Source organism: Streptomyces sp. NPDC050121 (genome assembly GCF_044460385.1).
GTDB lineage: Bacteria > Actinomycetota > Actinomycetes > Streptomycetales > Streptomycetaceae > Streptomyces > Streptomyces soliscabiei.
Genome location: NZ_JBITJV010000003.1, coordinates 169769 through 194916 on the forward strand (window position 1 = coordinate 169769; position 25148 = coordinate 194916).

Annotated in this window: 22 protein-coding genes; 10 read left to right on the forward strand and 12 right to left on the reverse strand. The window is 70.3% G+C overall.

Features of this window, described 5'->3' with window-relative positions:
• Positions 1–765: 765 nt before the first annotated feature.
• Positions 766–1434 (forward strand): ABC transporter ATP-binding protein, encoded by a 669-nt coding sequence (locus ACIBTS_RS05605; RefSeq protein ID WP_399316822.1) that lies wholly within the window; start codon positions 766–768, stop codon positions 1432–1434.
• The gene (locus ACIBTS_RS05610) at positions 1431–3719 is read left to right on the forward strand and encodes an FtsX-like permease family protein (RefSeq protein ID WP_399316823.1); all 2289 of its coding nucleotides are present in this window, start codon (positions 1431–1433) and stop codon (positions 3717–3719) included. Before ACIBTS_RS05605 ends, ACIBTS_RS05610 begins: the two co-directional genes overlap by 4 nt.
• Positions 3720–3868: 149 nt before the next feature.
• Here the strand turns inward: ACIBTS_RS05610 and ACIBTS_RS05615 are convergent, their stop codons facing one another.
• Together ACIBTS_RS05615 and ACIBTS_RS05620 are read right to left on the reverse strand one after the other, a co-directional pair.
• Positions 3869–4348 (reverse strand): excalibur calcium-binding domain-containing protein, encoded by a 480-nt coding sequence (locus ACIBTS_RS05615; RefSeq protein ID WP_399316825.1) that lies wholly within the window; start codon positions 4346–4348, stop codon positions 3869–3871.
• Between the two features lie 125 nt (positions 4349–4473).
• Positions 4474–4941, reverse strand: a complete 468-nt coding sequence (locus ACIBTS_RS05620; protein WP_399316827.1) for a hypothetical protein — start codon at positions 4939–4941, stop codon at positions 4474–4476.
• Positions 4942–5282: 341 nt separating this feature from the next.
• Here ACIBTS_RS05620 and ACIBTS_RS05625 point away from each other — a divergent pair, with 341 nt between their 5' ends.
• Positions 5283–6251: an oxidoreductase gene (locus ACIBTS_RS05625; RefSeq protein ID WP_399316829.1), complete on the forward strand. Its 969-nt coding sequence runs from the start codon at positions 5283–5285 to the stop codon at positions 6249–6251.
• Between the two features lie 60 nt (positions 6252–6311).
• Here ACIBTS_RS05625 and ACIBTS_RS05630 read toward each other — a convergent pair whose 3' ends face one another.
• The 3 genes from ACIBTS_RS05630 to ACIBTS_RS05640 form a co-directional block, all read right to left on the reverse strand.
• Entirely contained in the window at positions 6312–6536 is a 225-nt protein-coding gene (locus ACIBTS_RS05630; RefSeq protein WP_399316831.1) for a hypothetical protein, read from the reverse strand.
• A 433-nt stretch (positions 6537–6969) separates the two neighbouring features.
• Positions 6970–9012: a SulP family inorganic anion transporter gene (locus ACIBTS_RS05635; protein WP_399316833.1), complete on the reverse strand. Its 2043-nt coding sequence runs from the start codon at positions 9010–9012 to the stop codon at positions 6970–6972.
• Complete coding sequence (locus ACIBTS_RS05640) at positions 9009–9614, reverse strand: carbonic anhydrase (RefSeq protein ID WP_399316835.1); 606 nt, start codon at positions 9612–9614, stop codon at positions 9009–9011. Before ACIBTS_RS05640 ends, ACIBTS_RS05635 begins: the two co-directional genes overlap by 4 nt.
• A gap of 252 nt (positions 9615–9866) precedes the next feature.
• Here ACIBTS_RS05640 and ACIBTS_RS05645 point away from each other — a divergent pair, with 252 nt between their 5' ends.
• Both ACIBTS_RS05645 and ACIBTS_RS05650 read left to right on the forward strand, forming a co-directional pair.
• A complete protein-coding gene (locus tag ACIBTS_RS05645) occupies positions 9867–10862 on the forward strand; it encodes a response regulator transcription factor (RefSeq protein WP_399316837.1) in 996 nt (331 codons plus the stop codon).
• Entirely contained in the window at positions 10859–12367 is a 1509-nt protein-coding gene (locus ACIBTS_RS05650; RefSeq protein WP_399316838.1) for a sensor histidine kinase, read from the forward strand. Before ACIBTS_RS05645 ends, ACIBTS_RS05650 begins: the two co-directional genes overlap by 4 nt.
• A gap of 146 nt (positions 12368–12513) precedes the next feature.
• On the opposite strand, the gene nirD is transcribed toward ACIBTS_RS05650, so the two are convergent.
• From nirD to ACIBTS_RS05665, 3 genes are read right to left on the reverse strand one after another with little or no spacing between them, the layout of a single operon-like run.
• A complete protein-coding gene (nirD, locus tag ACIBTS_RS05655; RefSeq protein WP_319336907.1) occupies positions 12514–12873 on the reverse strand; it encodes a nitrite reductase small subunit NirD in 360 nt (119 codons plus the stop codon).
• The gene (nirB, locus tag ACIBTS_RS05660) at positions 12870–15464 is read right to left on the reverse strand and encodes a nitrite reductase large subunit NirB (protein ID WP_319675607.1); all 2595 of its coding nucleotides are present in this window, start codon (positions 15462–15464) and stop codon (positions 12870–12872) included. Before nirB ends, nirD begins: the two co-directional genes overlap by 4 nt.
• A complete protein-coding gene (locus ACIBTS_RS05665; protein WP_399316840.1) occupies positions 15464–16771 on the reverse strand; it encodes an NAD(P)/FAD-dependent oxidoreductase in 1308 nt (435 codons plus the stop codon). The genes nirB and ACIBTS_RS05665 overlap by 1 nt, the downstream gene beginning before the upstream one ends.
• A gap of 153 nt (positions 16772–16924) precedes the next feature.
• Here ACIBTS_RS05665 and ACIBTS_RS05670 point away from each other — a divergent pair, with 153 nt between their 5' ends.
• Complete coding sequence (locus ACIBTS_RS05670) at positions 16925–17707, forward strand: sulfite exporter TauE/SafE family protein (RefSeq protein WP_399316841.1); 783 nt, start codon at positions 16925–16927, stop codon at positions 17705–17707.
• Between the two features lie 55 nt (positions 17708–17762).
• On the forward strand, positions 17763–18308 hold the full coding sequence (gene cpt / locus ACIBTS_RS05675; RefSeq protein ID WP_399317196.1) for a chloramphenicol phosphotransferase CPT: 546 nt from the start codon (positions 17763–17765) through the stop codon (positions 18306–18308).
• On the opposite strand, the gene ACIBTS_RS05680 is transcribed toward cpt, so the two are convergent.
• The 3 genes from ACIBTS_RS05680 to ACIBTS_RS05690 form a co-directional block, all read right to left on the reverse strand.
• On the reverse strand, positions 18292–18912 hold the full coding sequence (locus tag ACIBTS_RS05680; protein ID WP_399316842.1) for a class F sortase: 621 nt from the start codon (positions 18910–18912) through the stop codon (positions 18292–18294). The genes cpt and ACIBTS_RS05680 overlap by 17 nt on opposite strands.
• 115 nt (positions 18913–19027) lie before the next feature.
• Positions 19028–19555 carry a hypothetical protein gene (locus ACIBTS_RS05685; protein ID WP_399316845.1) on the reverse strand — a complete coding sequence of 176 codons (528 nt, stop codon included), beginning with the start codon at positions 19553–19555 and terminating at the stop codon, positions 19028–19030.
• A gap of 333 nt (positions 19556–19888) precedes the next feature.
• Positions 19889–20320 (reverse strand): gamma-glutamylcyclotransferase family protein, encoded by a 432-nt coding sequence (locus tag ACIBTS_RS05690; protein ID WP_319675602.1) that lies wholly within the window; start codon positions 20318–20320, stop codon positions 19889–19891.
• A 165-nt stretch (positions 20321–20485) separates the two neighbouring features.
• Here ACIBTS_RS05690 and ACIBTS_RS05695 point away from each other — a divergent pair, with 165 nt between their 5' ends.
• Both ACIBTS_RS05695 and chvE read left to right on the forward strand, forming a co-directional pair.
• Positions 20486–22132 (forward strand): M4 family metallopeptidase, encoded by a 1647-nt coding sequence (locus ACIBTS_RS05695; RefSeq protein ID WP_399316846.1) that lies wholly within the window; start codon positions 20486–20488, stop codon positions 22130–22132.
• 466 nt (positions 22133–22598) lie between these two features.
• Positions 22599–23693 (forward strand): multiple monosaccharide ABC transporter substrate-binding protein, encoded by a 1095-nt coding sequence (chvE, locus tag ACIBTS_RS05700; protein WP_399316847.1) that lies wholly within the window; start codon positions 22599–22601, stop codon positions 23691–23693.
• Between the two features lie 36 nt (positions 23694–23729).
• Here chvE and ACIBTS_RS05705 read toward each other — a convergent pair whose 3' ends face one another.
• Positions 23730–23975, reverse strand: a complete 246-nt coding sequence (locus ACIBTS_RS05705; protein ID WP_399316849.1) for a hypothetical protein — start codon at positions 23973–23975, stop codon at positions 23730–23732.
• Between the two features lie 412 nt (positions 23976–24387).
• On the opposite strand from ACIBTS_RS05705, the gene ACIBTS_RS05710 reads away from it, so the two are divergent.
• Positions 24388–25110, forward strand: a complete 723-nt coding sequence (locus ACIBTS_RS05710) for a DUF6215 domain-containing protein (protein WP_399316850.1) — start codon at positions 24388–24390, stop codon at positions 25108–25110.
• Positions 25111–25148: the final 38 nt, after the last annotated feature.

Here is a 25148-nt window from a genome sequence, read left to right on the forward strand (position 1 = left end):
GCGCACCAAGGAGGACGGCACCCTGTGCGGGGGTGCCGTCCTCTTGTGTTGTGCCGTTTATGGGAGTGTTGCGCAGTTCGTTCCCCGCCTCAGGTATCTCTCGTGATGGCTGTTTCGGGTGCGGTTTGCGTGGGGTGTCTGGATTTCGATCACCTGATGTGATGGCGGGTGAGCGACTGAAGGTTTCAGCACGTGATCGACCAACTACGTTCTGTTGTCAGTGGTGGTCGACGGGGCTGCCGGGCGGTCGGAGAGGTACGCGATGCGGAAGGTATTGGCCGGAGTGCTGGCTGCGGGGGCGTTTCTTGTGGGGGTGGGGACGGCGGTTGGCGCGGAGGGATGGCACTACCTGCCGAGGCAGAGTGCGAGGGGCGTTGACTTCACAGATGGTTCGTACCGCTTCCATCCTGCAGGCCAGAATCACGGCGCATTCGAGTGGAAAGGCGTCCTGAGGGACGCTGACGCCCACGACGGTCACAACGTCTACGTGCAGGTGCGTGTCGAGGGTCACGACTGGGTTCGTTACGACGGCAAGCAGGGAAAGGCCGTCGCCTTGCATCACTCGAACTGGGACGGTGCCCAGCGCTACACGGAGCATGCGCGGATCAGGGCATGCAGTAACCGTGGCAGTCTGCACCCGGACAACTGCTCAAGCACGCTGAATTACACGAGTCGTCACTAAAAGCGTCTGCACCCCACAGCCCAGATGCCCGCATCTGGGCTCCCTCTCGTCATAGGGGAACGATCATCAACACGTCAGAAGTCTTGTCCGCCAAGGGTGTCGACCTTTTCTACGGGGAGACGCCCGCCGTCAGGAATGCCGACATCAGCCTGCGCCGGGGCGAAGTCGTGGCGATCACCGGGCAGAGTGGCTCCGGCAAGTCCTCATTGCTGTATTGCCTTGCCGGGGTCCTGCCCGTGGTGCGCGGTGAAGTTCGATTCGAGGGACGCGTTCTCGGCGAACTCGACGACGAGGAACTCAGCGCGCTGCGCCGTGAGCGTTTCGGATTCGTTTTCCAGTACGGCGAACTACTCCCGGAGCTGACCGTGGAAGAGAACACCGCCCTGCCGCTGCGTCTGGCCGGGCAGCGCAAGGCACAGGCGCTGACCGCTGCCGGGGAGGTTCTCGGACGTCTGGGTCTCGCCGATCTGCGACAGCGTCGGCCTTCGCAGGTGTCAGGAGGGCAGAGCCAACGCGTTGCGGTCGCACGGGCGTTGGTGCATCGACCGGCTGTGGTGTTCGCAGATGAGCCGACGGGATCGCTGGACAGTGCCAACGCTACCGCTGTCCTGGAAGAGTTCCTGTCCCTTGCCCGTTCCCAGGGGACAGCGGTGGTGCTCGTCACGCACGATGCCCAAGTGGCCTCCCGGGCTGACAGCCAGTATGCGATGCGCGACGGCGTTCTCTCGGCCCTGGCGCGGGAGGCGACATGAAGGAACTCCTGCTGGGTCTACGGCTGTTGCTGGGCAGTGGGCGGGGCAACCGAGTGCGGTTCCTCCTCATGGCCGGAGGAAGTGCCGTCGGTGTCTGTTGCCTGGCCATGGTGCTTGCGATCCCCGGGATCCTGGCAGCGCAGGACGGGCGTAAGGCGGCACGCGTGGGGGAATGTCGCAACCAACGCCAAGTCTGTGTCGAGGCAAATAGGGCACCTCGCGAGATCAGGCTGACGGACCCGTACGGCTCCCGCCCCATGACCCGTGTTTTCCACGCACCAGGTACCTTTGCCATTGACCCTCCCCCTGGGCTGAGTGAACTGCCGGCTCCCGGCGAGATGTTCGTGTCGCCGCGACTGCACGAAGCGCTCAGAAAGGAGCCGGGTCTTGCCCAGCTCGTGCCGGGGCGGGAACGGGGACTCATCAGCCCTCGAGGGTTGGCTCACCCCGATGAGTTGTACGCGTACATCGGCGTCACTCGGGGCCAGTTGAAGGACGGGGATCCCGTGACGTCCTATGGGAGATCGTCCACAGACGACGAAACGGTGGAGCCCTCGACGCTGGGCCTCGTGCGGTTCGCGCTGTGCGGTGTTGTCCTTCTTCCGTTGGCTGTCTACCTGTCGGTGTGTGCGCGGCTGTCGGCTGCAGCGCGGGCCCGACGGCTTGCGGCACTGCGGCTACTCGGGTTGAGCAAGAAGGGCGTTCAGCGCGTCAATGCAGCCGAGACGGTCGCTGCCGCACTCCTTGGTGCGGCGCTCGGTCTGTGCATCTACGCAGCGGCCAACCAACTCATCTCCCGCGTCGGTCTCCCCGGCTTCCGGTGGTATCCGTCGGATGGATCGCTAGCCTTGTCCGCTGCCCTCGTCTGTCTGATCGGTTGTCCAGTACTCGCCTGGTTCGCGGGAGCCATCGGGGCCAGGAAGGCTGCTGCGAACCCTTTGGCTGTGAGGCGTAGTGCGGTGGAGAAACCGCCCGCGAAGTGGAGGCTGCTGCCGCTCCTTCCGGGGCTGGGTATCGTCGCCGCTTACTGCGTGGCTGGCGCGACGGGGCACGCGCCCCGAGGCACCTCGGTCTCGTCGATCTTGATGCCGCTCGCCGTCGTGTTGGTGGGCGTAGGGCTCGTACTGTCACTCCCGATCCTCTCCCGGAGTTTGTCCCGGTCGGTGGCACGTACCAGCTCTCTGTCGCTCGGACTGGCTATGAGGCGTAATGAGATGGAGCCCGGTGGGGCTCTGCGCGTGGCGAGTGGTCTGGTGCTGCTCGTTTATGCGGCATCGCTCGCGCAAGGAGTTCTCATCGAACTGGACCAAGTTTCCAAGAACACATCACCTGTGCAGTCGTACATGCTGTCTCTCGACGGCGTCAGCCAAGATCGGCAGCGGGCGTTCGAGGCCGTGGCGGGTGTCCGTGGGTATGGCATGGAGGCGCGATCGTGGAGGAATCCCGAAATCGAGTTTCCACCGATGATCTCCGCCTTGATTGCCACGTGCAGCCAAATTCGCGGGATGGTTCCTGAAATTGGACGCTGCACGGACGGACGACCTTTTCGAGTGGTGAACCCTCTGGGGGCGTACGACGAGGACAGCAAGCCTGGTGCGAGTTTCCCTTTCCATCTCAGGAATGACAGAGGCGAGCGGCGTGTGGTGACGCTTCGAGTGCCGAAGCGCCAGGTGATCTACCGGGATGAACCAGGACTCTCGGCGTTGAGCAGTGTCGACGTCGTAGTCCCGCCGTCCTTCTTGCCTGACGGCTTCCGGCCCGAGGGGGCTAGTCTCACCCTGGTCAGCAGCTCGGAACCCCAGATCGTCCGTGACGTCCTTGACGACATCGGCGGAGTCGATCCAACCGTCGAGTTGGAGACGCCCGGCGTAGTGGTGACCGCCCTTCAACAGATCACCGTAGTCAAGTCGATCCTCGCTATGGGCATGGTCCTCGGCCTCATCATCGGCGTAGCCGCCTACCTCGTGGCTGCCACCGATCGCGCGGTCGAGCGCCGGCCGCAGGTGACCGCTCTGTCTCTGCTCGGTGCGCGGCCTCGTACGTTGCGGGCCGTGCAGGTGTCGCAGGTTGTGTTGCCACTGGCGGTGGGCCTGGTGTTGGCGGTCGTCACAGGGAAGGCGGCCGAGTCCAGCTATCTCGTCAGCGGCGGGGGCGAGGTCTTCTGGGACGGGGCCGGTGTGCCGCTGTTGGTGGCTTCCGCTCTCGGAGCCGTGGCGGTCGCCGCCTTTGGATCCCTGCCGTTGATCGGGCGGCGGATCGATCCGGAGTTGATTCGGCGGGACTGACGGAGAGCGGGCGGACGTGGTGTGGGGCGGTACCTCCGGTATGAGGTGCCGCCCCTTTCTGGTGGATACGGCCGGCGGGCGAGGGGAGTAGGCGGTGTCTCGGTTCGTTCGTGTTCAGTTGCTGGTTCGGCAAACCTGCGCGGGTGCCGCTATTCGCAGCCGACTCCGTCTCCGTCGCGGTCCAGGTGGCGGCCATAGCCCGGGTCGCCCACGTGTACGGGGGCGGCTCCGGCGGCGCGGGCGGCCGTGCAGTTTTCGTAGTACACGCTTCCGGAGTCGTCGGAGGAGTTGTCGTCCGTACTGCTCTCGTTCGCCGCGGCCCCGGCTCCAGCCCCTGCACCTGCCTGCGCCGTTACCGTCTTCGTGACCCGCACCGTTTTCGTCGCCGTTGCTGTCGCGGTGACCGTGCCCGCCGGTTTCGGTACGGCTGTTTCCGTTGCTGTGGTGGTCACGGTCACCGTCGGCTGCGGCTTCGCGGAGGTCGCCTTCGCGTCGGTCGTCTTGTTCCCGTCGCTGTTTCCGACGCCCATGCCGATGAACAGGGCCAGGGCGAGGGCGGGCAGGACGTATCTCTTGCGGGCCCACCGGGGAGCGGGCGGGGTGGGCGGTGCGGTGTACGGGTTGGTCATGGCGTCCCCCCAGGACTGTGGTGTGAGGGGACGACGGTATGGCCGGTTTGCTTGTGGTGTATGGGGTGTGGCTGTTCTGTGACTTTTCTGTGTGTGTCGCCTGAGGGCGGGTCGTCGATCATCGATCACCAGCCCTCCGCTCCTTCTCCCAGGCGGTGGTGCCACCAGGGGGCCGATCGCGGTCGGGGGTCGGGCAGGGTGCGGTTCAGGTAGCGGCGGTCCAGCGTTCGTACCGTGCGGGCGAGTTCGGCTCGGGCTCTGGGTGGGAGGAGGCGCAGGGTCTCGGCGAGGACGTCCCGGGTGTGGCGGACGTCGTCCAGGCCGCAGCCCGGGCAGCCGGGGCACGCGGACGTGCGGGGATAGAGGATGCCGCGGCCCGGGGTCGTCACGAAGGCGTGGTAGCGCTGCAGGGCGCTCGCTGTCGCGCCGGGGAAGAGGTGGAAGTCGCCGCCCTCGTGCTCGACGTGGTGGATCGCGCGGCTGGTGCGGGCGGAGAGGCCGCGGATGCGTGTCGGCTGGGGGGCCGTGCGGGTGCGGGTGCGGAGGTCGGGAGAACGGCGGGCGCGCAGCGCGCCGGGGCGGCTACGCGCCATCTGCCTTTCGGCCGACGGTGATGGTCGTCGTCATGCGTTCATGATGTCACCCGCCCGGGTGTCGGGTCGCTGTGGCGTCAGATCGGCACCGCGACCGCCGTGAACGTCGTCGGGACCTGCGGGCTGGTGAAGCGTGCGTTGACCAGGTAGAGGCCGCGGCCGTCCGGCGTTACCGACGATCCCGTTGGCGTTGTTGACGTCCGGGAGCTGGACCCAGTTGCTTCTGTTTTGAACTTCGTTGGCCGGTGACGAGCCGTCGCCCGACCGTGTTCCTCAATCCAGTGTGGAGTCGTCGTCGTAGGGTGCGGTGAGGGGGCGGGAGCAGTGGAAGGAGTGCGGTCATGGCCGGCTGGAGTGTGCGTGACATCCCTGATCAGAGCGGTCGTACCGCTGTCGTCACCGGGGCCAACAGTGGGCTCGGGTACGTCACCGCGCGGGAGCTTGCCCGCAAGGGGGCGCGGGTCGTGCTCGGCTGCCGGAGTGAGGCGCGGGGGCGGGATGCCGTTGCGCGGCTGCGTGGTGAAGTGCCGGGTGTGGAGGTTGAGTTGGGGCGGCTCGATCTCGGGGATCTCGGCTCTGTGCGGGAGTTCGCGGAGTCTCTGCCGTACAAGCGGCTGGATCTGCTCGTCAACAACGCGGGTGTGATGGCGTTGCCGTACGGCACGACCGCCGACGGGTTCGAGACGCAGTTCGGGGTGAACCACCTCGGGCACTTCGCCCTCACGGGGCTTCTGCTGCCCGCGCTGCTCGCCGGGGAGGGTCGGTCGGCCGGCTCGCCCATCAGCGAGCAGTCCGGGGCGCGGGTCGTGACCGTTTCCAGCATGGCCCATCTGCTCGGCAACATCGATCCGAGCGATCTCAACTCCGAGCGGCGTTATCGCCGTTGGACCGCCTACGGCCGTTCCAAGACGGCCAACCTGCTGTTCACGCACGAGCTCGCGCGCCGGCTCGCGGCGGCCGGGTCCGGCGTCGTGGCGGCGGCCGCGCACCCGGGGTACGCGGCGACCAACCTCCAGACGGCCGGGCCGCGCGCCGAGGGGCGCCGGGTCGCCGAGCGGCTGATGGCGCTCGGCAACCGGGTGATCGCCCAGCCCGCCGAGGCCGGCGCGCTGCCCACGCTGTACGCGGCGACCGCGCCCGGTGTCCGCCCGGACTCGTTCACGGGGCCGTCCCTCGCGATGTGGCGTGGGGCGCCCGCACCGTCCCGGCGGGCGCCCTGGACCCTCGACGACCGGGCGGCGGAGCGGTTGTGGGCCGCCTCCGAGGAACTGACCGGGGTGTCCTACGCCGCCGCGCTCAAGGCGGCCTGAGCTGCCAGGGCGGCCTGAGCCGCCAGGGCAGCCTGGGGCGCCTGAACTCGCCTGCCCTGGCTACTGGTTGCAGCTCGTGGAGACGCGGGCCTTGTTGGACCAGGTGTTGGTGGCGATGTCCCACACCATCATGGTCGAGTCCTTCGCGTAGCCGTAGGCGGTGCAGTCCAGCAGGCCCGTCGTCACGTTGAAGGAGCCGCCGGGGCGGCCGGTGATCCGGCGGGCGGTGGCGTCCTTCGTCCAGACCGGGATCCCGCGCGGGCCCGAGTCGCTGAAGAGGGCCATCCGTATGGTGCCGCCGACGGTGAAGCTTGGCCGTGCATGTCGATGCCGTAGATGCCCATGGTGCTGCCCCTGCGGGTGGCCCAGGCGTACGGGGTGCTGCGGTGGGCCTGGGTCTCGATGGCCTGCCCCCGTCCTGGTGCCGGGGCCGGTGCAGATACGGGTGCCGGTGTCGATGCCAATGCCGAGGTCGCGGTGAGGGTGGTGACCGCCGCGACGGCGAGGACGGTCGCGGCGCGCGAGACGTGCGAAAGGTTCATGAGCGTTCCCCGATCTCCGCCGACCGCGCTGCGGTGCGCGGCCGATGTTCTGGGGGACACCGGACCGCGCACCGGGGTTGCGGCTTCGTCGGAGGGTTCGGGGGTGCGGAAGCACGGGGGTGGTGCGGCCGTCCGGCCGCACGTGACCTGTACCTACGCCGCCCGCCCGGGCCCTGTCAGTAGGAGGAGTAGCCCTGCGCGTATCCGCCTCCGTGGCTCTGGCCGTAGTCCCGGCCGTGGTTCTGGCGGTAGTCCTGCCCGTAGTTCTGCCCGTAGTTCTGCCCGTAGCTCTGCTCGTGGTCCTGCGGGGGCTCGGGGAGGTATTCGTCCGCGTACTCCTCCACGTACCTCTGTGCGAAGTCCTCCGGCATCGGCGTGGTGTCCAGGTAGAACCACTCGGCGGTGGGGCCGGGGGCGGACGCGGTGGCGGATGCCGGGACGGGCTGGCGGCGCGGCAGCGGGTCGGGCTGTGGGTCGGGCTGCGGGGGCGCGGGGCGTTCGGCCACCGGGACCATGCCCTCGCCCACCGGCTGCTCGGCCCCCGCAGGGGATTGTTTCGCCGGGCCCGGCATCAGTAGTTCCACCCGTAGGCCCTTGCCGCGTTGCTGGGCGGTGAACTCCTCCACCTGGCTGCGGCAGGCGTGGTCGAGGTGGGTGACGCCGGTGAGGTCGAGCCGGATGCGGGGTTTTCCGGCCTCGGCGGCGGACTCCAGGGCCTCGATGACCTGGGGCAGCCGCAGGAAGGTCGCGTTGCCGGCCATCACCACCTTCGCGGTGTCGTCCTCGATGTGCTGCCGGATGACCGTCTGCGACATGCGCACCGCGGCCAGCACGATGCCTGCCGCGAGGCCGATCAGGACGCCCTCCAGGAGTGCTGTCGCCACGATGACCAGCGTGGTGAGGGTCATGACCGCGAACTCGCCGCGGTCCTGCCGCCACATCTTCGGGAACTCGGCGGGCGCGAAGAGCTTCCAGCCGCTGTGGACGAGCACGCCCGCGAGCACCGAGATCGGGATCAGGGCCAGCACCTGGGGGAGCAGGAGCGCGAAGGCCAGCAGCCACAGGCCGTGCAGGGTGCGGGAGAGCCGGGTTTTGGCGCCCGCCTGGACGTTCGCCGAGCTGCGGGCCACCACCGCCGTGATGGGCAGCGCGCCGACGAGTCCCGCGAGGGTGTTTCCGGCGCCCTGGGCGATCAGCTCGGGGTTGTAGCGGGTGCGCGGTCCGTCGTGCATACGGTCCACCGCCGCGGCCGTGAACAGGGACTCCGCCGAGGCGATCACGGTGAAGGTGAGGATCGCGGTGATGATCCCGGCGTCCGCCAGCCCCGCGAACTGCTCCGGGCCGGGGACGTCGACCGAGGCCAGCAGGTTGCCGACCTGGAGCGTCTTGACGTCCACGCCCGGGGTCGCGGCCACCGCGATGCCGATGCCCACCGCGACCAGGGCCGCGGGCACCTTCTTGATCGGCCCCGGCGCCTTCTTCCAGAGAAAGCTCAGGACGACGGTGACGACGCCCAGGCCCGCCGCGATCAGCGCCTGCGGGTCGGCGAAGGTGTTCGCGAGCAGGCCGGGGATGCCGGCCATGTTCTCCAGCGGGGTGCCGGGGGCCTTCGCGTCCATCGCCGGGTACGCCTGGCTGAACATCAGCGGCAGACCGATGCCCGCGAGCATGCCCTGGACGACGGCCAGCGAGATCGCCTGGAAGAACCGGCCCAGTCTCACCAGACCGAGAACGATCTGGAGGAGCCCGGAGAAGAGCACGATCACGCCGAGCATGGCCACGCCGTACTCCAGCACGGTCTCCGCGACCAGCGCGGCGAGACCGGCGGCCGGGCCGCTCACCTGGAGCGTGCTGCCGCGCGCCGCGCCCACCACCAGACCGCCGATGACGCCCGAGATGATGCCCAGCTCGGGGGAGACGCCGGAGGCGACGGCCACGCCGATGCACAGCGGCAGCGCGACCAGGAAGACGACGAGGGACGCGGTGATCTCGGTGGCGAGATCCGCCTTCGGGCCGCCCTTGGCCCCCCGCGGCCCTGTCTGGGGCTGCTGGGACTGCTGGGGCTTCGCCGGGTAACCGGTCGTGCCTTCTGTAGGGGCGTCGGCCCTGTTGTCGGGAGCCCTGTTGTCCGGAGTCCTGGGGCCGGGAGCCCTGGGGCCGGGAGCCCTGGGATCGCGGGCCCGCATGCCGCGGGTCCTCGTCGCGTGTGCGCCGCTCATGCCGCGTGCACCCGGAACAGACCGTCCGCGTCGAGCTCGTGCACCTGGCCGGTGTCCACCTCGTAGTACCAGCCGTGCAGTCGCAGCCGTCCCGCGTCGAGATGGCGGCGCGCCGTCGGGTAACTCCGCAGCACGGAAAGCTGGTTGACGACGTTCAGCTGGGCGACGTCCGGCATCGACGGGTCCTCGACGTCGCCGTCCAGGACGGACGCCAGCCTCGGGCGGGCCAGTTGCAGCCAGGCGTCCACGCCGGGCAGGGCGGAGAGGTCGTCGCCGGACTTGAGGGCGCCCATCGCGCCGCAGTGGGAGTGGCCGCACACCACGATGTCCTGAACGCCGAGCACCTCCAGTGCGTACTCGATGGTGGCGGCCTCGCCCGAGGCGCCCTGCCGGCCGTGCGGCGGAACGATATTGCCCGCGTTTCGCAGCTCGAATATCTCACCGGGCCGTGCGCCCGTGATCAGAGCGGGTATCACCCGTGAGTCCGAGCAGGTGATGAACAATGCCTCGGGATATTGGCCTTCGGCCAGCCGTCGGTATTCGCCGCTTTCGAAGTCGACCCGTCGTTTGAACGAGCGGGCGCGGTCCAGCAATGCCTTCACGGATCCTCCCAGGTCAGAGCTGGTCGTCGTGGGGGTCCGACCAGTTCCTCATCACCGTAGAGGGGCGTTTGCCAGGCGAAGGTTAGAGGAACGCTAAACCGCCGACAAAAATGGGACAGTTTTCGTACGGAGTTGAGCCGCTGCTCACATTGTCCGGGAGGGGTGCGGCGTTTTTCTTACCGTTCTTGTAGCGTGACGGAGCAACGGATCCACGGAACACGCGAATTCGGTTCACGGGAGAGACGGGAACGCATGGGTGTACGAGTCCTGCTCATCGAGGACGACCGGACGATCGCCGAACCGCTCGTCGAGGGCCTTGGCAACTTCGGCCTGACGGTGCATCACGTCAGCACCGGGAACGAGGGGTTGAGGGGCCCGTACGGCGATGTCGTCCTGCTCGACCTGGGGTTGCCCGACATCGACGGCATCGACGTCTGCCGGGGCATCCGACAGGCCTCCGACGTCCCCATCATCATCCTCAGCGCGCGGGGCGAGGAGGCGGACCGCGTCCTGGGACTGGAGCTGGGCGCCGACGACTACCTGGCGAAGCCCTTCAGCATGCGTGAACTGGTGGCCCGGGTGCGCGCGGTGACCCGACGGACCCAACGGGGGCTTCAGAAAAGGGACTTCACCGAGACGGCCCCCGGCTACAACGCCCAGCCGCAGCCGCAGCCGCAGCCGCAGCCGCAGCCGCAGCCGCAGCCGCAGCTCACTGGCGATGCCGTCGGCCCCCTCGTCGTCGACCGGCGGACCCGGCAGGTCTGGGTCGGGCCGGACTCGGTGACGCTGACGCCCAAGGAGTTCGAGCTGCTCGCGCTGCTCACCGAGGATCCGGGGGCCGTTTACTCGCGGCAGCAGATCCTCGACCGGGTGTGGGATCCGCACTACCAGGGGCCGACGAAGACACTGGACGTCCATGTGGCCACCCTGCGAAGGAAGTTGGGCCACCCGGCCTGGATACAGACCCTTCGCGGAGTGGGCTTCCGGCTGGCCGTGCAGACCACCTCACCGGACACACGGCAGGCACCCGCCCCGCAGTACGACCCCACCCCGCAGTACGCCCCCGCCCCGCAAAATGCCCCCGCGTCACAGCAGGCACCCGCGCCTCCCGCATACGAGCCGCCGGCCCCGTACCCCCACGGAACTCACGACTTCACCCAGACCCACGACCACGACTTCACTCAGGCCCACGACTTCACCTCGGCCCGTCGGTTCGACGAGCCTCACCCCACGGCGGCCTACCGATGACCCGTCGGCTGCTGCTCAGCTATCTCACGCTCGCCGCGCTCGTCCTGGTCTGTCTGGAGATCCCGCTGGGCTTCGTGTACTCGCGGGGCGAGCGGGAGCGGGTGATGAACGCGGCGAAGGACGAGGCGGAGTCGGTGTCGGCGTTCGCCTCGCTGTCCATCTCGGCCGGCCGGGCGGCGCAGGACCTGCCCGAGCGGGCCGCGCACTGCGCCGAACGCATCGGCGGCAAGGTGCTGATCGTCGACGAGCGCGGCTCGCTGTTGGCCAGCTCGCATCCGCTCACCGCGAGCGAGGAACGCGGCCTGGCCGCCTGGCCGGGCATCGCCGCCGCGCTCCAGGGGACGGCGACGGCGGACGTCCGCACGTCCACCATCGGCGGGGTGCAGTATCTGGCGGTGGCCGCCCCGGTCCGGCACGGCGTCGAGGAGCAGGGCGCCGTCCGGATCACCCTGCCGACCCGGATGGTGTCCGAACGCGTTCACCACGTGTGGCTGTTGCTTGCGCTCGGCGGCCTCGCCGCGCTCACCGCGGTCGCCGCCCTCGGGTTCGTCATCGCCCGCTGGACCGGCCGTCCGATCCGTGAACTGGAGCACGCCACCCATGAGTTGGCCGTCGGCGGTGCCGCAACGCCCGTCGCGATCACCAAGGGGCCGCCGGAGGTCCGCAGTCTCGCCGCGACGTTCAACCGCACCGCCGCCCGTCTGGAACACCTCCTGGCCTCCCAGCGGGCGTTCGCCGGCGAGGCCTCGCACCAGCTGAAGACGCCCCTCGCGGCGCTGCGGCTGCGGCTGGAGAACCTGGAGAACGACATCGCCCTGAACGCGCGGGGCTCGCTCACCGCCGCGCTGACCGAGACCGACCGGCTGGCCCGGATGGTCGAGGGGCTGCTCGCGATGGCCCGGCTCGACGAGAGCGCCGCCGAACGGGAGACGGTCGATCTGGGCCGGGTGTGCGCGGAGCGCCACCGCGCCTGGACGCCGCTGTACGAGCAGCACGGCGTCTGGCTGGCGCTGGCCGGGGACTACGCGGGCGAGGTGCTGGCGCTGCCCGGCGCGGTGGAGCAGATCCTCGACAACCTGCTCTCCAACGCCCTGCGGGTGGCGCCCTCGGGCTCCACGGTCTCGATCGACCCTCGCCACCAGACCCCCGGGGGCACCCCATCCCACGAGCGGCGTTTCCCGCACCGGCAGCCGAGTCGTCCGGCGGGTCCGGCGTGGGTCGAGCTGCACGTCATGGACGAGGGGCCGGGCATGACCGAGGAACAGCGGCGGCGCGCCTTCGACCGCTTCTGGCGCGCCCCGGACGCGCCCAAGGGCGGTACCGGTCTGGGCCTCGCCCTGGTGCAGCGCCTCGCCCACGCGAGCGGCGGCGAGGTGGCCCTGCGGCCCGCGCCGCGCGGCGGCCTGGACGCGGTGGTCCGGCTCCCGGCGGTGCCGACCCTGCCCGGCGTGCCCGCACCCCGGTCGGCCAGACACCTTGAGCCCACGGCGCCCGGCCGCCGGTAGGCAGGTAGGTAGGCAGGACGGGCGACGACAGGACGGGCGTGCCCGTCCCGTCCGCCCGTCAACAGCTGCCCGTCAGACCGTCAGACCGTCAGACCGTCCGCCCGCCAACCGCCAACCGCCAACCGCCAACCGTTGGCCGTTGGCCGTCAGGCCGTCCGTACCTCGTATGTCGCGATGCGTACCGTCTCGTCGTCCAGGCACTCCCCGCTCCGCAGGTCGAACCGCTGCTTGAGCAGCGGGGAGGCGACGAACGGGCGGCCCTGGTGGGTGCCGGTCAGGCCGCGGGAGAGGACGGCCGCGCCGCCGAACGGGTCGCGGTTGTCGACGGCGTACAGCTCGCCCGCCCGGTCGCGGAACAGGGCGACCTGGCGGCCGTCGGGCAGCAGGGCGGCCACGCCCCGGCCGGGGAGCAGCTGGGTGAGGTCGCAGACCGTGAACCAGTCCTCGCCGCCCTCCTCCAGCCGCAGGTGGACCTTGAGGTCGGTGGTCTCGATTGCCAGGGTCATCGCTGGGTGCTCCCTTCCAGGGGACGGTGGCCGATGGTCAGCAGCGGCAGGTCGGGCTTGATCTGGTCGCGCTCGGGGACGAAGCCGACGACCGGGTCGGGGGTGTCCGGCGCGTTGACGAACGACACGAACCGGGCGAGCTTCTCGGGGTCGTTGATGGTGGTCGCCCACTCGTCGGCGTAGTGCGCGACGTGGTCCTTCATCAGGGACTCCAGCTCCTCGCAGATGCCGAGGGAGTCCTCCACGACCACGTCGCGGACGTGGTCCAGGCCGCCGGGGATGCGCTCCAGCCAGGTCGAGGTGCGCTCCAGGCGGTCGGCGGTGCGGATGTAGAACATCAGGAACCGGTCGATGAGGCGGATCAGTTCGGCGTCGTCGAGGTCCTGGGCGAGGAGGTCGGCGTGGCGCGGGGTGGCGCCGCCGTTGCCGCCGACGTAGAGGTTCCAGCCGCCTGCGGTGGCGATGATGCCGAAGTCCTTGGACTGGGCCTCGGCGCACTCGCGGGCGCAGCCCGAAACCGCCGACTTGAGCTTGTGGGGCGAGCGCAGTCCCCGGTAGCGCAGCTCCAGGTCGATCGCCATGCGGACGGAGTCCTGGACGCCGTAGCGGCACCAGGTCTGGCCGACGCAGGACTTCACCGTGCGCAGGGACTTGCCGTAGGCGTGGCCGGACTCGAAGCCGGCGTCGACCAACCGGGTCCAGATCAGCGGGAGTTGTTCGACGCGTGCGCCGAACATGTCGATGCGCTGACCGCCAGTGATCTTCGTGTAGAGGCCGAAGTCGCGGGCGATCTCACCGATCACGATGAGGCCCTCGGGGGTGATCTCGCCGCCGGGGATGCGCGGGACGACCGAGTAGGAGCCGTTCTTCTGGAGGTTGGCGAGGAAGTGGTCGTTGGTCTCCTGCAGGGCCGCCTGCTCGCCGTCCAGGACGTAGCCGCTCGCGCCGATCGTCGGGGCGAGGGACGCGATGATCGACGCGACCGCCGGCTTGCAGATGTCGCAGCCGTCGCCGCCCCGGGCGTCCTCGCGGCCGTAGCGGTCGAGGAGGTCCTGGTAGGTGTTGATGCGCAGGGCGAGGACGATCTCGTACAGCTCCTCGCGGGTCTGCGCGAAGCAGCCGCACAGGCCCTTGTCGACCTCGACGCCGGACGCCTCCAGTTCGGCGGTGACGAGCTGGCCGAGGACCTTGACGCAACTGCCGCAGGTCGTACCGGCCTTGGTGCACTTCTTCACCTCGGGCACGGTGGTGCACTGGTGGTCGGTGACCGCGGCGCGGATGGTGCCCTTGCGGACGTTGTTGCAGGAGCAGATGATCGCGTCGTCCGGCAGCGCGGACGGGCCGAGCTGGACGGACTCGCCGGCGCCGGCGGGCAGCACCAGCGACTCGGGCGCGACCGGCGGGACGGAACCGGTGAACGCCTTCAGCGTGCCGTACGCCTCCGCGTCGCCGACCAGGATGCCGCCGAGCAGCGTGCCGTCGCGGCCGATGACCAGCTTCTTGTACAGGCCCGAGCGGGAGTCGGAGTAGACGACGTCGAGGCAGTCGTCGGTCGCGCCGTGCGCGTCTCCGAAGGACGCCACGTCCACGCCGAGCAGCTTCAGCTTGGTGGACAGGTCGGCGCCGGTGAACTCCGCCTCGTCCTGGGCGATCGTCGCGGCGGCGGTCTCGGCCTGCTCGTAGCCGGGGGCGACCAGGCCGTACACCCGGCCGTCGGAGGCCAGCGCGCACTCGCCGATCGCGAAGACGTGCGGGTCGGTGACCGTACGGCACTGCTCGTCGACCGTGATGCCGCCGCGCTCGCCGACGGTGAGACCGCAGTCGCGGGCGAGCTGGTCGCGGGGGCGGACGCCGGCGCTGAACACCACCAGGTCGGTGGAGAGTTCGGAGCCGTCGGAGAGCTTCATGCCGGTGACCGCGCCGTTCTCGCCGACGACGATCTCCTGCGTGCCCACGCCCGTGTGGACGGACAGGCCCATGTCCTCGATGGTGCGCAGCAGGGCCGCGCCGCCGCCCTCGTCGACCTGGACGGGCATCAGGCGGGGCGCGAACTCCACGATGTGGGAGGTGAGTCCGAGGCCCTTCAGCGCACCGGCCGCCTCCAGTCCGAGCAGACCGCCGCCGACCACCGCGCCGGTCGTCGCCGTCCTGGCGTACTCCTCGATCGCGAGCAGGTCGTCGATGGTGCGGTAGACGAAGCAGCCCTCGGCGTCCTTGTTCGGCACCGGCGGCACGAAGGGGAACGAGCCGGTGGCGAGGACGAGGGTGTCGTACTCGAAGACCTGACCGGAGCGGGCGGTGACCTTCTTCGCCTCGCGGTCGATCGTCTCCGCCGGGTCGCCGACGTACAGCTCGATGCCGTGTGTCTCGATGAACGCCATGTCGGTCATGGAGAGGTCCTCGGGCGTCTTGCCCGAGAAGTACGAGGTGAGCGCCACACGGTCGTATGCGGGACGCGGCTCCTCACAGAGCACGACCACGCGGTGCGTGGCGGTCAGGCCGCGCTCGGCCAGCGCTTCGAGGAAGCGCTGGCCGACCATGCCGTGGCCGACGAGCACGATCGTGGGGGTGGCCCCCAGGGTGGCGGTCATCAGGAGCCTCCATCGTTGGTGAGCAGGTGAAGCAGGGGGCCGCCGTCCGTGGGGAGCGGCTCTGCTCCCTCCCAGGCGCGGGCGAGCGCGCCGACGGTGCCGAGTTCGCCGACGAGGACCCCGCCGACCAGGCGGTCGTCGCGGACGACGACCTTGCGATAGGTGCCCCGGGTGGCGTCGGCGAGCTGCACGACGTCGTCGCCGGGGAGCGGCTCCGTCTCGCCGAACGCGGCGAGGTCGAAGGCGCTCTGCCCGGCGAGCGTGAGCCGGGTGAGGGCACGGGTGCCGCGGTAGCGGGAGTTGGCGACGCCGGTCAGCGACTCGGCGAGGACGTCCGCCTGTTCGAGCGCCGGGGCGGCCAGTCCGTACACGTTCCCGTCGTGCTGCGCGCAGTCGCCGATCGCGCGGATGTGCGGGTCGGACGTGCGCAGTTCGTCGTCGACGAGGATGCCCTTGTGGACGGCGAGCCCCGCGTCCTTGGCGAGTCCGGCGCGCGGGGAGACCCCGCAGGCCAGCACCACCAGATCGGCGCCGAGGGTGTAACCGTCGGCCATCTCGACCGAGCGGACGGCCCCGCCGACGCAGCGCACGTCGCGCACCCGGCACTCGGTGTGGACCTCGACGCCGAGGTCCTTCAGGTGCCGCAGCACCAGCTTCGAGGCGTTCGGGTCGAGCTGGCGCTCCATGAGCCGCTCGGCCTGCTGCGCGAGGACGACCTGCGCGCCGCGCATCGCCAGCGCGCGGGCCGCGGAGACCCCGAGGAGGCCGCCGCCGATGACGACGGCCCGTACGCCCGGCCGTACCGCCTTCGACAGACCGAGGCAGTCGTCCATGGTGCGGAAGGCGTGGACGCCCTCCGGCAGCACGTGGTCAGGGGTGCTGTGCCTTCCCGGGGGGCGACCCCCGGACCCCCGGCCGGAAGAGCCGGTCGGCTCGTCAGCCCGGCGGGCAGAGGCGAGGTACGCGTCCCTGAACAGACCGCGCAGCGGCGGCAGTACCGGGTTGGAGCCGGTGGCCAGGACCAGCGTGTCGTATGCGATCTTCGAGCCGTCCGCGCAGGCCACCGTCCGCCGGTCGCGGTCGATGCCGGTGACCTGGGCCCGGACCAGTCCGGCGGGCGCGGGCAGCGCGATCACCTCGGGGGCGTACCGCCCGGCCAGCACCTCGGCGAGCAGGACCCGGTTGTAGGGCCGGTGCTCCTCCTCGCCGATCAGCAGCGCGGGCGTGCCCAGCTCGCCGAGCCGGCGGGCGAGTCGTACGCCCGCGAGGCCGGCGCCGATCACCACCACACGCGAATTCGAGGTCATGTCCAGGAGCGTGCGGTGCCGACGTTACCCGGCCGCATCACGGTTGTTTCCCGCGAGGAACGCTGCCCTCAGCGGGGGCGGAGGGTGGGTGTGAGGGTTGTCCCCGACGGCCGCCACACAGGTGCCGGCCGTGCTCGCATAGGGTTCCTGACCATGCCCGACATATCCCTGACCATGCTGGTGCTGCTCTGCGTCGCGGCTCTCGCGGCCGGCTGGATCGACGCGGTGGTCGGCGGGGGAGGGCTGCTGCTCCTGCCCGTGCTGCTGCTCGGCCTCCCGGCCGGGACGCCGGCGGCGACCGCGCTCGGCACCAACAAGGCGGTCGCGATCGTCGGCACCTCGGGCGCGGCCGTGACCTACGCGCGTCGCACGCCCGTGGATGTACGGCTCGCGGTGCGGATCGGGCTGGCGGCGCTGGCCGGGTCGTCCGGCGGGGCCTTCTTCGCCGCGGGGATGAGCACCGAGGTGCTGAAGCCGGTGATCATGGTGGTGCTGCTGGGCGTGGCGGCCTTCGTGATCCTGCGCCCCGCCTTCGGCACGGCCCCCGCCGCCGGTCCGGCCTCCCGCTGCCGGACCCTGGCGGCCATCGCCCTCGCCGGCCTCGGCATCGGCTTCTACGACGGTCTCATCGGCCCCGGCACGGGCACCTTCCTGGTCCTCGCCCTCACCGCCGTCCTCCACCTCGACCTGGTCACCGCCTCCGCCACCGCCAAGATCGTCAACTGCTGCACCAACGCCGGGGCGCTCGCGACCTTCGCCTGGCAGGGCGCCGTGCTGTGGCAGTTGGCCGCCGTGATGGCCGTCTTCAACCTCGCGGGCGGCACCCTCGGCGCGCACACGGCCCTGAAGAAGGGCAGCGGATTCGTCCGGGTCGTCCTGCTGACGGTGGTGTTCGCGCTGGTCGCGAACCTGGCCTACGACCAGTGGATCGCCTGAAAACGAGTGGGGGAGTCGGGCCCGGCCCCCTACTGTGACCCGCGTGACGACGCGTGTGACGACTCAGGTGATCGTGCTGAACGGCGGCTCCAGCTCCGGCAAGTCGGGGATCGTGCGATGTCTGCAGGAGGTCCTGCCGGAGCCCTGGCTGGCCTTCGGCGTCGACTCGCTGATCGAGGCGATGCCAGGGGCGGGCGCCGGGATCGAGCTCGCCGCGGACGGCGAGGTGAGCGTCGACGACGAGTTCATGAGGCTGCAGGCGGCGTGGGCGACTGGCGTCGCCGCGATGGTCCACGCCGGCGCCCGGGTGATCATCGACGACGTCTTCCTCGGCGGCACGCGGTCCCAGGAGGGGTGGCGCAAGGTCCTCGACGGACTCGACGTGCTGTGGGTCGGCGTCCGGTGCGAGGCCGCGGTGGCCGCGGGGCGGGAGATCGTGCGCGGCGACCGGGTGCGGGGGATGGCCGAGCGGCAGGCGGAGCTCGTGCACTGGGGCGTGATCTACGACCTGGAGGTCGACACCACGCACAGCGAGGCGCTGGACTGCGCGCGGACGATCGCCCGGACCATCGCAGCGACCGTGCTCAGCGGCTCCCGGTGAGGTGCGCGAAGACGACCACGTTCCCCTGGTAGCCGGTCGACTTGGAGTAGCCGCCCCCGCAGGTGATCACCCGCAGCTCGGGCCGGTCGGCCGCTCCGTACACCTTCTCGTCGGGGAAGTGGCTGGCCTCGTACTCCTCGACGGCGTCGACGGTGAACAGGGCCGCGCCGCCGTCGCGGCGGTCCACCTCCACGGTGCTGCCCTTGCGCAGCGCGCCGAGGTCGTAGAAGACGGCGGGGCCGTCGGCGTTGTCGACGTGGCCGGCCACGATCGCGGTGCCGGTCTCTCCGGGCGTGGCGCCGGCCTCGTACCAGCCGGCGAGGTTCTTCCTCCCGGGGGGCGGCACGTCGAGGCTGCCGCCGGCCGTCAGGCCCAGGCCCATCATCGGGGCGTTCACCCTGATCGCGGGGATGCGGATGCGGATGGGCGGGGACGGCGGCAGGGCGGGGACGGAGCGTACGTCCGTGCTCCCCGAGCGGGCCTGGGCCGCGGACGGCTGCGGCGGGGGGTGCGTCTCGGCGCCGCTGTGCAGCAGCCAGGCGCCGGAGCACAGGGCGACCGCGGTGACGGCCGCTATCGCGGTGTTGCCGACTTCGCGGCGCATCGTGGAACTCCTCTCGGTGAGGGGGCCCCGAGCCCCCTCCGGGCCGCGAGGGGCGTCGGACCCGGAGGGGGAGGGGACATGCGGTACCTGCTTGACGGACAGCGGAGGGTGTCCGTCAGAACCCGTCGCCTCTCGCCCGGCGATGCAGGAGCCAGGTACCGCCCGCGGCGGCGACGGCGAGAGCCGCCACACCGGCCGCGGTCTGCACGGGGTCGGTGCCCAGCGCGCCGCCGACCCCCGTCTTCACACTTCCGCGCGGAGCCGTCGGCTGCCGGTCCGAGGCCAGCGTGACCACCAGGTCCCCGGTGATCCGCCGCCCGTCCCCGCCGCACTCCGCGACGATCTCGTACGTCCCCGGCTGCGCGCTGGGCGGCACCTGGAACCGGCCCGCGGCCTCGCCCTCGTGCGCGCTGGGCGCGAGCGTGAAACGACCGGCGCCCACCGCGCCGGCGTCGCCCGCCGCCGCATGGCCGTTCCCGCACGCCGCCGTGTTCACCGACACCTGGCCGCCCGGCACCGCGACGGAGGGGTACACCTCCAGGTTTCCGGCCCGCGTGCCGGCCGCGTGGGCGGGTCCGGCGAGGCCGGCCGCGGCGGTGACGGCGAGCGCGGTACCGGTCAGCAGCCGGGTGGTGCGTCGCATCGGTGCTCCTCACGGGCTGTTCGGGGTCTTCGGGGTCTTTGAGGTCCTCGAGGACCTCGAGATCTTCGGGATCTTCGGGATCTTCTGAGGTTCTCTGCCTTTCCGAGGTAAGTCGCAGCGGCGAGTGCGCGCTTGCTGATGTCGCGTCAGTAATGGGATGAATGGGTGTCAGATGCGGCGACGTACGGCTGCCGTCACCTGCGTTTGGGCAGGTCATCGCCGTGCGGGCGGCAAAGTGCGGAAAAGCTTCCGAAGAGGGTGTGAACGGGTGACCGGCCACCGCCGCGCGAGTGGGTCACCCCGGCGCGAGTCGGTCACCCCCGCGCGAGTCGGTCACCCCCGCGTGAGCCAGTCCCCGCCCTCGATCGGCTTCCCCCGGGCCCGCAGCCGGGCGGCGACGGCGGGCGCGGCGACGTACACCCAGGCGCGTACGGGAGTCGAGCCGTCCTCGCCGAGCACCGCCCGCTCGACGCGCTCGTAGAGGTTGCGAGGGTCGCCCGGCCGGTACTCCTCCAGCCGGTCGAGCTCGGCGAGCAGCCGTGCGTACGCCGCCGGGAGGGCCGTCACGAGCTCCCCGACGACGGACGCGCCCGCGGCGCCCGGCTGTTCGACCACGTAGGGGTAGCCGGGGCCGTCGTACAGCACCGCGCCGCCGAGCCGGGCCGGCTCCTCGCGCAGGGTGCGGCCGCGCAGGAAGGCGTCGTGGTTGACCTCGCCGGGGCGGAGAGTGCCGTAGACGAAGAAGGGGAGTTCAGGGGCGGTCACGGAAACGATTCTCTCCCCTCACGGCCCCCACACCGGTCTCTCGCGTTGGCGCTATGGACATGACATGTCATGCCCACTTAAATGCCAGGACGACATCGGCGCCACTCCCCAAGCACCCCCACACGCGCCCCCCACGGCGCCTTCCCGAGGAGACCGAAGACACTGATGAGTCGGATACGGCAGCACGTCCGAGGTTCCCGTCTCGCCACCGCCGGCATCGCCGCCACCACGGCCACGCTCCTGGCCGCCGTACTGTCCCCGGTCGCCGACGCGGCCGACAGACCGACCCGGGCCACCGCCCTGGACAACGCGGCGGCGGCCCTCGCCGACCACGCGGCGACCCTGGGCCTGACCTCCGTGCAGGGCACCTCCGTCCGCGACGTGGTCGTCGACAAGGACGGCGCCCAGCACATCCGCTACGACCGCACCTACCGCCAACTCCCCGTCCTGGGCGGTGACTTCGTCGTCCACCTGGCCCCCGACGGCAGCTACCGCAGCGCGAACCGGGCGACGCGGGCGGCGATCTCGCTGGCGAGCATCACACCGAAGCTGTCCGCGCCCAAGGCCGCCGACGTGGCCGTCAACGCCCTGCGCGCGGCCAACCTGGGCGAGACGCTCAAGCAGGTGAAGGCCAAGCCGCAGCTGGTCGTCGACGCCCTGCACGGCGCCCCGAGGCTGGCCTGGCGGACGAACGTCGTCGCCCTGGACTCGCTCGGCAACCCGGTCGCCCGCGCGGTGCTCACCGACGCCCGCACCGGCGCGCAGATCGACGCCTGGGACACCATCGAGACGGCGACGGGCGACGGCAAGTCCCTGTACGGCGGCACGGTCCCGCTGGAGGCGACCCTCTCGGGGGCGACGTACCAGCTCAAGGACCCGACGCGGGGCAACACCTACACCGGCGACGCGGCCAACAAGACCGACCTGTGCATCTTCGGCATCTGCATCAGCCGCGCCCCCGCGACCCTGTTCACGGACGCGGACAACCACTGGGGCACGGGGGCGAGCGCCGACCGCTCCACGGCCGCCGTCGACGCCCAGTACGGCACCGACGTGACCTGGGACTACTACAAGAACGTGCACGGCCGCAACGGCATCGGCAACGACGGCAAGGGCTCCTACAACCGCGTCCACTACGGCAACAGTTACAACAACGCCTTCTGGGACGACAGTTGCTTCTGCATGACCTACGGCGACGGTGACGGCACCCAGCTCGGCCCGCTGGTCGCCCTGGACGTGGCCGGCCACGAGATGTCCCACGGCGTGACGTCCAAGACGGCCGCGCTGACCTACTCGGGCGAGTCGGGCGGCCTGAACGAGGCGACGTCCGACATCTTCGGCTCCCTGGTGGAGTTCTACGCGAACAACTCCTCCGACCCCGGCGACTACCTCATCGGCGAGAAGATAGTCCGCTCCGGCTTCGGCCGGGACGCCCTGCGCTACATGGACAAGCCGAGCAAGGACGGCAACTCCGCCGACTACTGGAGCAGCTCGGTCGGCAACCTCGACGTCCACTACTCCTCGGGCGTCGCCAACCACTTCGCCTACCTGCTGGCCGAGGGCAGCGGCACGAAAACGATCAACGGCGTGACGTACAACTCCCCTACGTACAACGGCTCCACGGTGACCGGCATCGGCCGCGACAAGCTCGGCGCGATCTGGTACCGGGCGTTGACGGTCTACATGACGTCCTCCACGAACTACGCGGGGGCGCGGACGGCGACCCTCAACGCGGCGAAGGACCTCTACGGCAACGGCAGCACGGAGTACAACGCGGTGGCGGCGGCCTGGAGCGCGGTCAACGTGAACTGACCCCGCCGACGCTCCTGGGCACGCTCCCGGGCAGGTGACGCGGCCGCCTCGGTCCTCGGGACCGGGGCGGCCGCTGGGTCGTCATCGCCGCTGTTTTCGGTACTTTCTGAGACCGTTTCTGTTCGGACCGTTGACACCCCGCACGCCTCCTCCTAATCTCGCGCCAAACTTCCGATCATGTGACGGTATTTCGAACGGCTGAAAGGCAAGCGCACTGCGCACCACCGGAATCGGGACATACGTGACAGGCGCGCCATGGCGTGGCCTGACGTATGCCCAGGTGTTCCGACCCGCAGTCGTCTCAGCGCGACCCGCCGCCTGTTCCCCGTGCCTGCACGTGCGCACCACGTCCCCGACGACGTCGGCGACCGCGTGCGGATCCGCCGCGGCGCGCCGATCCCCCTGAGTCCGGTCCGCGGGTACGCCGTCACCCTCTCAACGACAAGAAGAACGAGGAACGATCACCATGCGCAACCGAAGAGCCGCGCTCGCCACGATCGCCGGAGCCGCCTCTCTGGCCCTCACCCTGTCCGCGTGCGGCGAGAGCACCACGGGCAGCTCCAAGAAGGCCGGCGGCACCATCGGCATCGCCATGCCGACCGAGGCCTCCGAGCGCTGGCTCACCGACGGAAAGAGCGTGGTCAACGACCTGAAGGCCAAGGGATACCAGGCCAAGCTGCTCTACGGCCAGGACGATCCGAAAACCCAGGTCTCCCAGATCGCGGGCCTGATCAAGGAGGGCGTCGACGCACTGATCATCGCGGCCATCGACAACAGGTCGCTGAACGGCGTGCTCCAGCAGGCCGCCGCCGCCAAGATCCCGGTCATCTCCTACGACCGGCTCATCCTCGGCACCCCGAACGTCGACTACTACGTCTCCTTCGACAACGAGCAGGTCGGCCGGTACCAGGCCCTTTACATCATCGACAAGCTCGGCCTGGAGAAGGGCAAGGGCCCGTTCAACATCGAACTGTTCGCCGGCTCCCCCGACGACAACAACACCAAGTACTTCTTCGACGGCGCGATGCACCTCCTCCAGCCGTACCTGGACAACAAGCAGTTGGTCGTCCGGTCCGGCCAGACCGCGCTCAAGCAGATCACCACCCTGCGCTGGGACGGCCCCACCGCGAAGAAGCGCATGGAGGGCATCCTCTCCGCGTCGTACAGCACCAAGGCGGTCGACGCGGTCCTGTCGCCGTACGACGGCATCTCCATCGGCGTCCTGAACGCGCTGAAGGAGGACGGCTACGGCTCCGGAAACAAGCCCCTGCCGGTCATCACCGGTCAGGACGCCGAACTGGCCTCGGTGAAGTCGATCATCGCGGGCCAGCAGTCGCAGACCGTCTACAAGGACCTCCGCCTGCTCGCCGGGGTCGCCGCGGAGATGGCCGACGACATCCTCACCGGCAAGACGCCGAAGATAAACAACAGAAGGTCCTACAACAACGGCGTCAAGACCGTGCCGTCCTACCTGCTCCAGCCGACGACCGTCGACAAGAGCAACTACGAGTACGTCCTGGTCGCGGGCGGCTACTACACCGACGCCGAACTCAAGTCCTGAGGCGAGTCGCCCCCGGAACCCACGCGGTCGCCGCGTCTACCAGCCGACCACTGCCGGGCCGAGGCTCAGCCCGGTCCCCTCGAGCCATTCCTCCTGGGCGTCGCGGTTGCGGGTGTCTATGGAGAGGTAGACCGCGTGGGTTCCGGGGGCGGGTTCGGTGCACTGGTCGGTCCACACACTGTCGAGGCAGAGTTGCACTCCGCAGAGCTTCGACGAGGGCGGGCCCCGCAGACTCCCCTCCCAGGACACGTCGAATCCCAGCGGGCCCACGGCCTGGACCATGAGGTCCAACTCCGCCTCCGGGCAGCACGCGCCAGAACTCCGCCAGCCCGTCCGGCGGAAGAGGGCTGCCGTCACCGCATCTGACGTCATCCCAGGTGAAGTGACGCCGTGCGTAGTGGAACTGATCGACCGTCACGACCGAGCCGACCTCGGGAGCGAACGGCTCCTCGGCCCACTCCGCGAACGCGCCCAGTAGCCCACGGGCACGTCGCAGCGCGCTCACGGCGTCCGGCAACGGCTCGAGTACCTGGTAGAGCAGGGACATTCCCATGGTGCACCTCCGGGAGCGGAGCGTACGCACGGCACGGCCCGGCGTCGCCCGAACAACTCTCTTCCGCGTGGCTGGATCACCCGCTACGCTCCCCCAGCGCGCATCCGGCGCGAGCAGGCCGTACCGGGGGTAATAGGGGACATGGGGGACATGGTCGAGGGAGTTGCCGCGCCGGAGAAGGGCCCGAACGCATGGGCTCAGGCCATCGCGGCGCTGGTCGTGGTCGGGGCGCTCGGGGGCGGGCTGTTCGTGATCCAGAAGAACGACGCCAAGAACGACGCGAAGGCCGCCGACAAGCCGGCGACCTGCACCGCCGACGACGAGGACAAGAAGGCCGACCGGGCCGCGAAGGCGGCGCACCGCCTCTCCGGGACCCAGCTGTGCACGGCGCTGAACCGCGCGGACCTGCCGACGCTCCTCGGCACCCCGCGCGAGCACGCGCGCAGCGCCTACGGCAATCACAGCTCGATCGAGACGGGCGGCTCGGAGACCCCGACCCCCGGGGGGACCGTCCAGCTGGACACCTACACCGTGCAGCTGTCGCGGTCCTACGACGACTTTCCGGTCGGCGGGATGGAGGAGCTGCTGAACGAGGCGGAGAAGAAGACGATCCTGGGTCACCCCGCGGTGCTCTACTCGGGCCAGACGGTCGCCATCCAGTTCAACCTCGGCGGCGGCAAGTCCGACACCGCTCCCGGCGGCATCGCCCGCACCCTGGTCGTCGCCCCGGACACCAAGGACGGCGGCGGCTCCTACGAACTCGCCATCTGGCGTCAGGACAGCGTCCGTCCGGACGACGCGGCACTGCTGCGCGTCGCGCAGAAGGTACTGCCCGCGATCCCGGGCTGGACGGCAGCCGGCTGACGACCGTCGGCTCCCGGCCGGCGGCTGCCGGCTGACGA

Bases quoted from the DNA above. Each gene is read 5' to 3' on its own strand.
- ACIBTS_RS05695 (WP_399316846.1), top strand. From the start codon at position 20,486: ATGAGTCGGATACGGCAGCACGTCCGAGGTTCCCGTCTCGCCACCGCC.
- ACIBTS_RS05630 (WP_399316831.1), bottom strand. From the start codon at position 6,536: ATGGCCCTCTTCAGCGACTCGGGCCCGCGCGGGATCCCGGTCTGGACG.
- ACIBTS_RS05610 (WP_399316823.1), top strand. From the start codon at position 1,431: ATGAAGGAACTCCTGCTGGGTCTACGGCTGTTGCTGGGCAGTGGGCGG.
- ACIBTS_RS05680 (WP_399316842.1), bottom strand. From the start codon at position 18,912: ATGCGCCGCGAAGTCGGCAACACCGCGATAGCGGCCGTCACCGCGGTC.
- ACIBTS_RS05665 (WP_399316840.1), bottom strand. From the start codon at position 16,771: ATGACCTCGAATTCGCGTGTGGTGGTGATCGGCGCCGGCCTCGCGGGC.
- ACIBTS_RS05625 (WP_399316829.1), top strand. From the start codon at position 5,283: ATGGCCGGCTGGAGTGTGCGTGACATCCCTGATCAGAGCGGTCGTACC.
- ACIBTS_RS05650 (WP_399316838.1), top strand. From the start codon at position 10,859: ATGACCCGTCGGCTGCTGCTCAGCTATCTCACGCTCGCCGCGCTCGTC.
- ACIBTS_RS05705 (WP_399316849.1), bottom strand. From the start codon at position 23,975: ATGGTCCAGGCCGTGGGCCCGCTGGGATTCGACGTGTCCTGGGAGGGG.
- ACIBTS_RS05635 (WP_399316833.1), bottom strand. From the start codon at position 9,012: ATGAGCGGCGCACACGCGACGAGGACCCGCGGCATGCGGGCCCGCGAT.
- ACIBTS_RS05620 (WP_399316827.1), bottom strand. From the start codon at position 4,941: ATGGCGCGTAGCCGCCCCGGCGCGCTGCGCGCCCGCCGTTCTCCCGAC.
- ACIBTS_RS05685 (WP_399316845.1), bottom strand. From the start codon at position 19,555: ATGCGACGCACCACCCGGCTGCTGACCGGTACCGCGCTCGCCGTCACC.
- ACIBTS_RS05670 (WP_399316841.1), top strand. From the start codon at position 16,925: ATGCCCGACATATCCCTGACCATGCTGGTGCTGCTCTGCGTCGCGGCT.
- ACIBTS_RS05710 (WP_399316850.1), top strand. From the start codon at position 24,388: ATGGGGGACATGGTCGAGGGAGTTGCCGCGCCGGAGAAGGGCCCGAAC.
- chvE (WP_399316847.1), top strand. From the start codon at position 22,599: ATGCGCAACCGAAGAGCCGCGCTCGCCACGATCGCCGGAGCCGCCTCT.
- ACIBTS_RS05615 (WP_399316825.1), bottom strand. From the start codon at position 4,348: ATGACCAACCCGTACACCGCACCGCCCACCCCGCCCGCTCCCCGGTGG.
- nirB (WP_319675607.1), bottom strand. From the start codon at position 15,464: ATGACCGCCACCCTGGGGGCCACCCCCACGATCGTGCTCGTCGGCCAC.
- nirD (WP_319336907.1), bottom strand. From the start codon at position 12,873: ATGACCCTGGCAATCGAGACCACCGACCTCAAGGTCCACCTGCGGCTG.
- ACIBTS_RS05645 (WP_399316837.1), top strand. From the start codon at position 9,867: ATGGGTGTACGAGTCCTGCTCATCGAGGACGACCGGACGATCGCCGAA.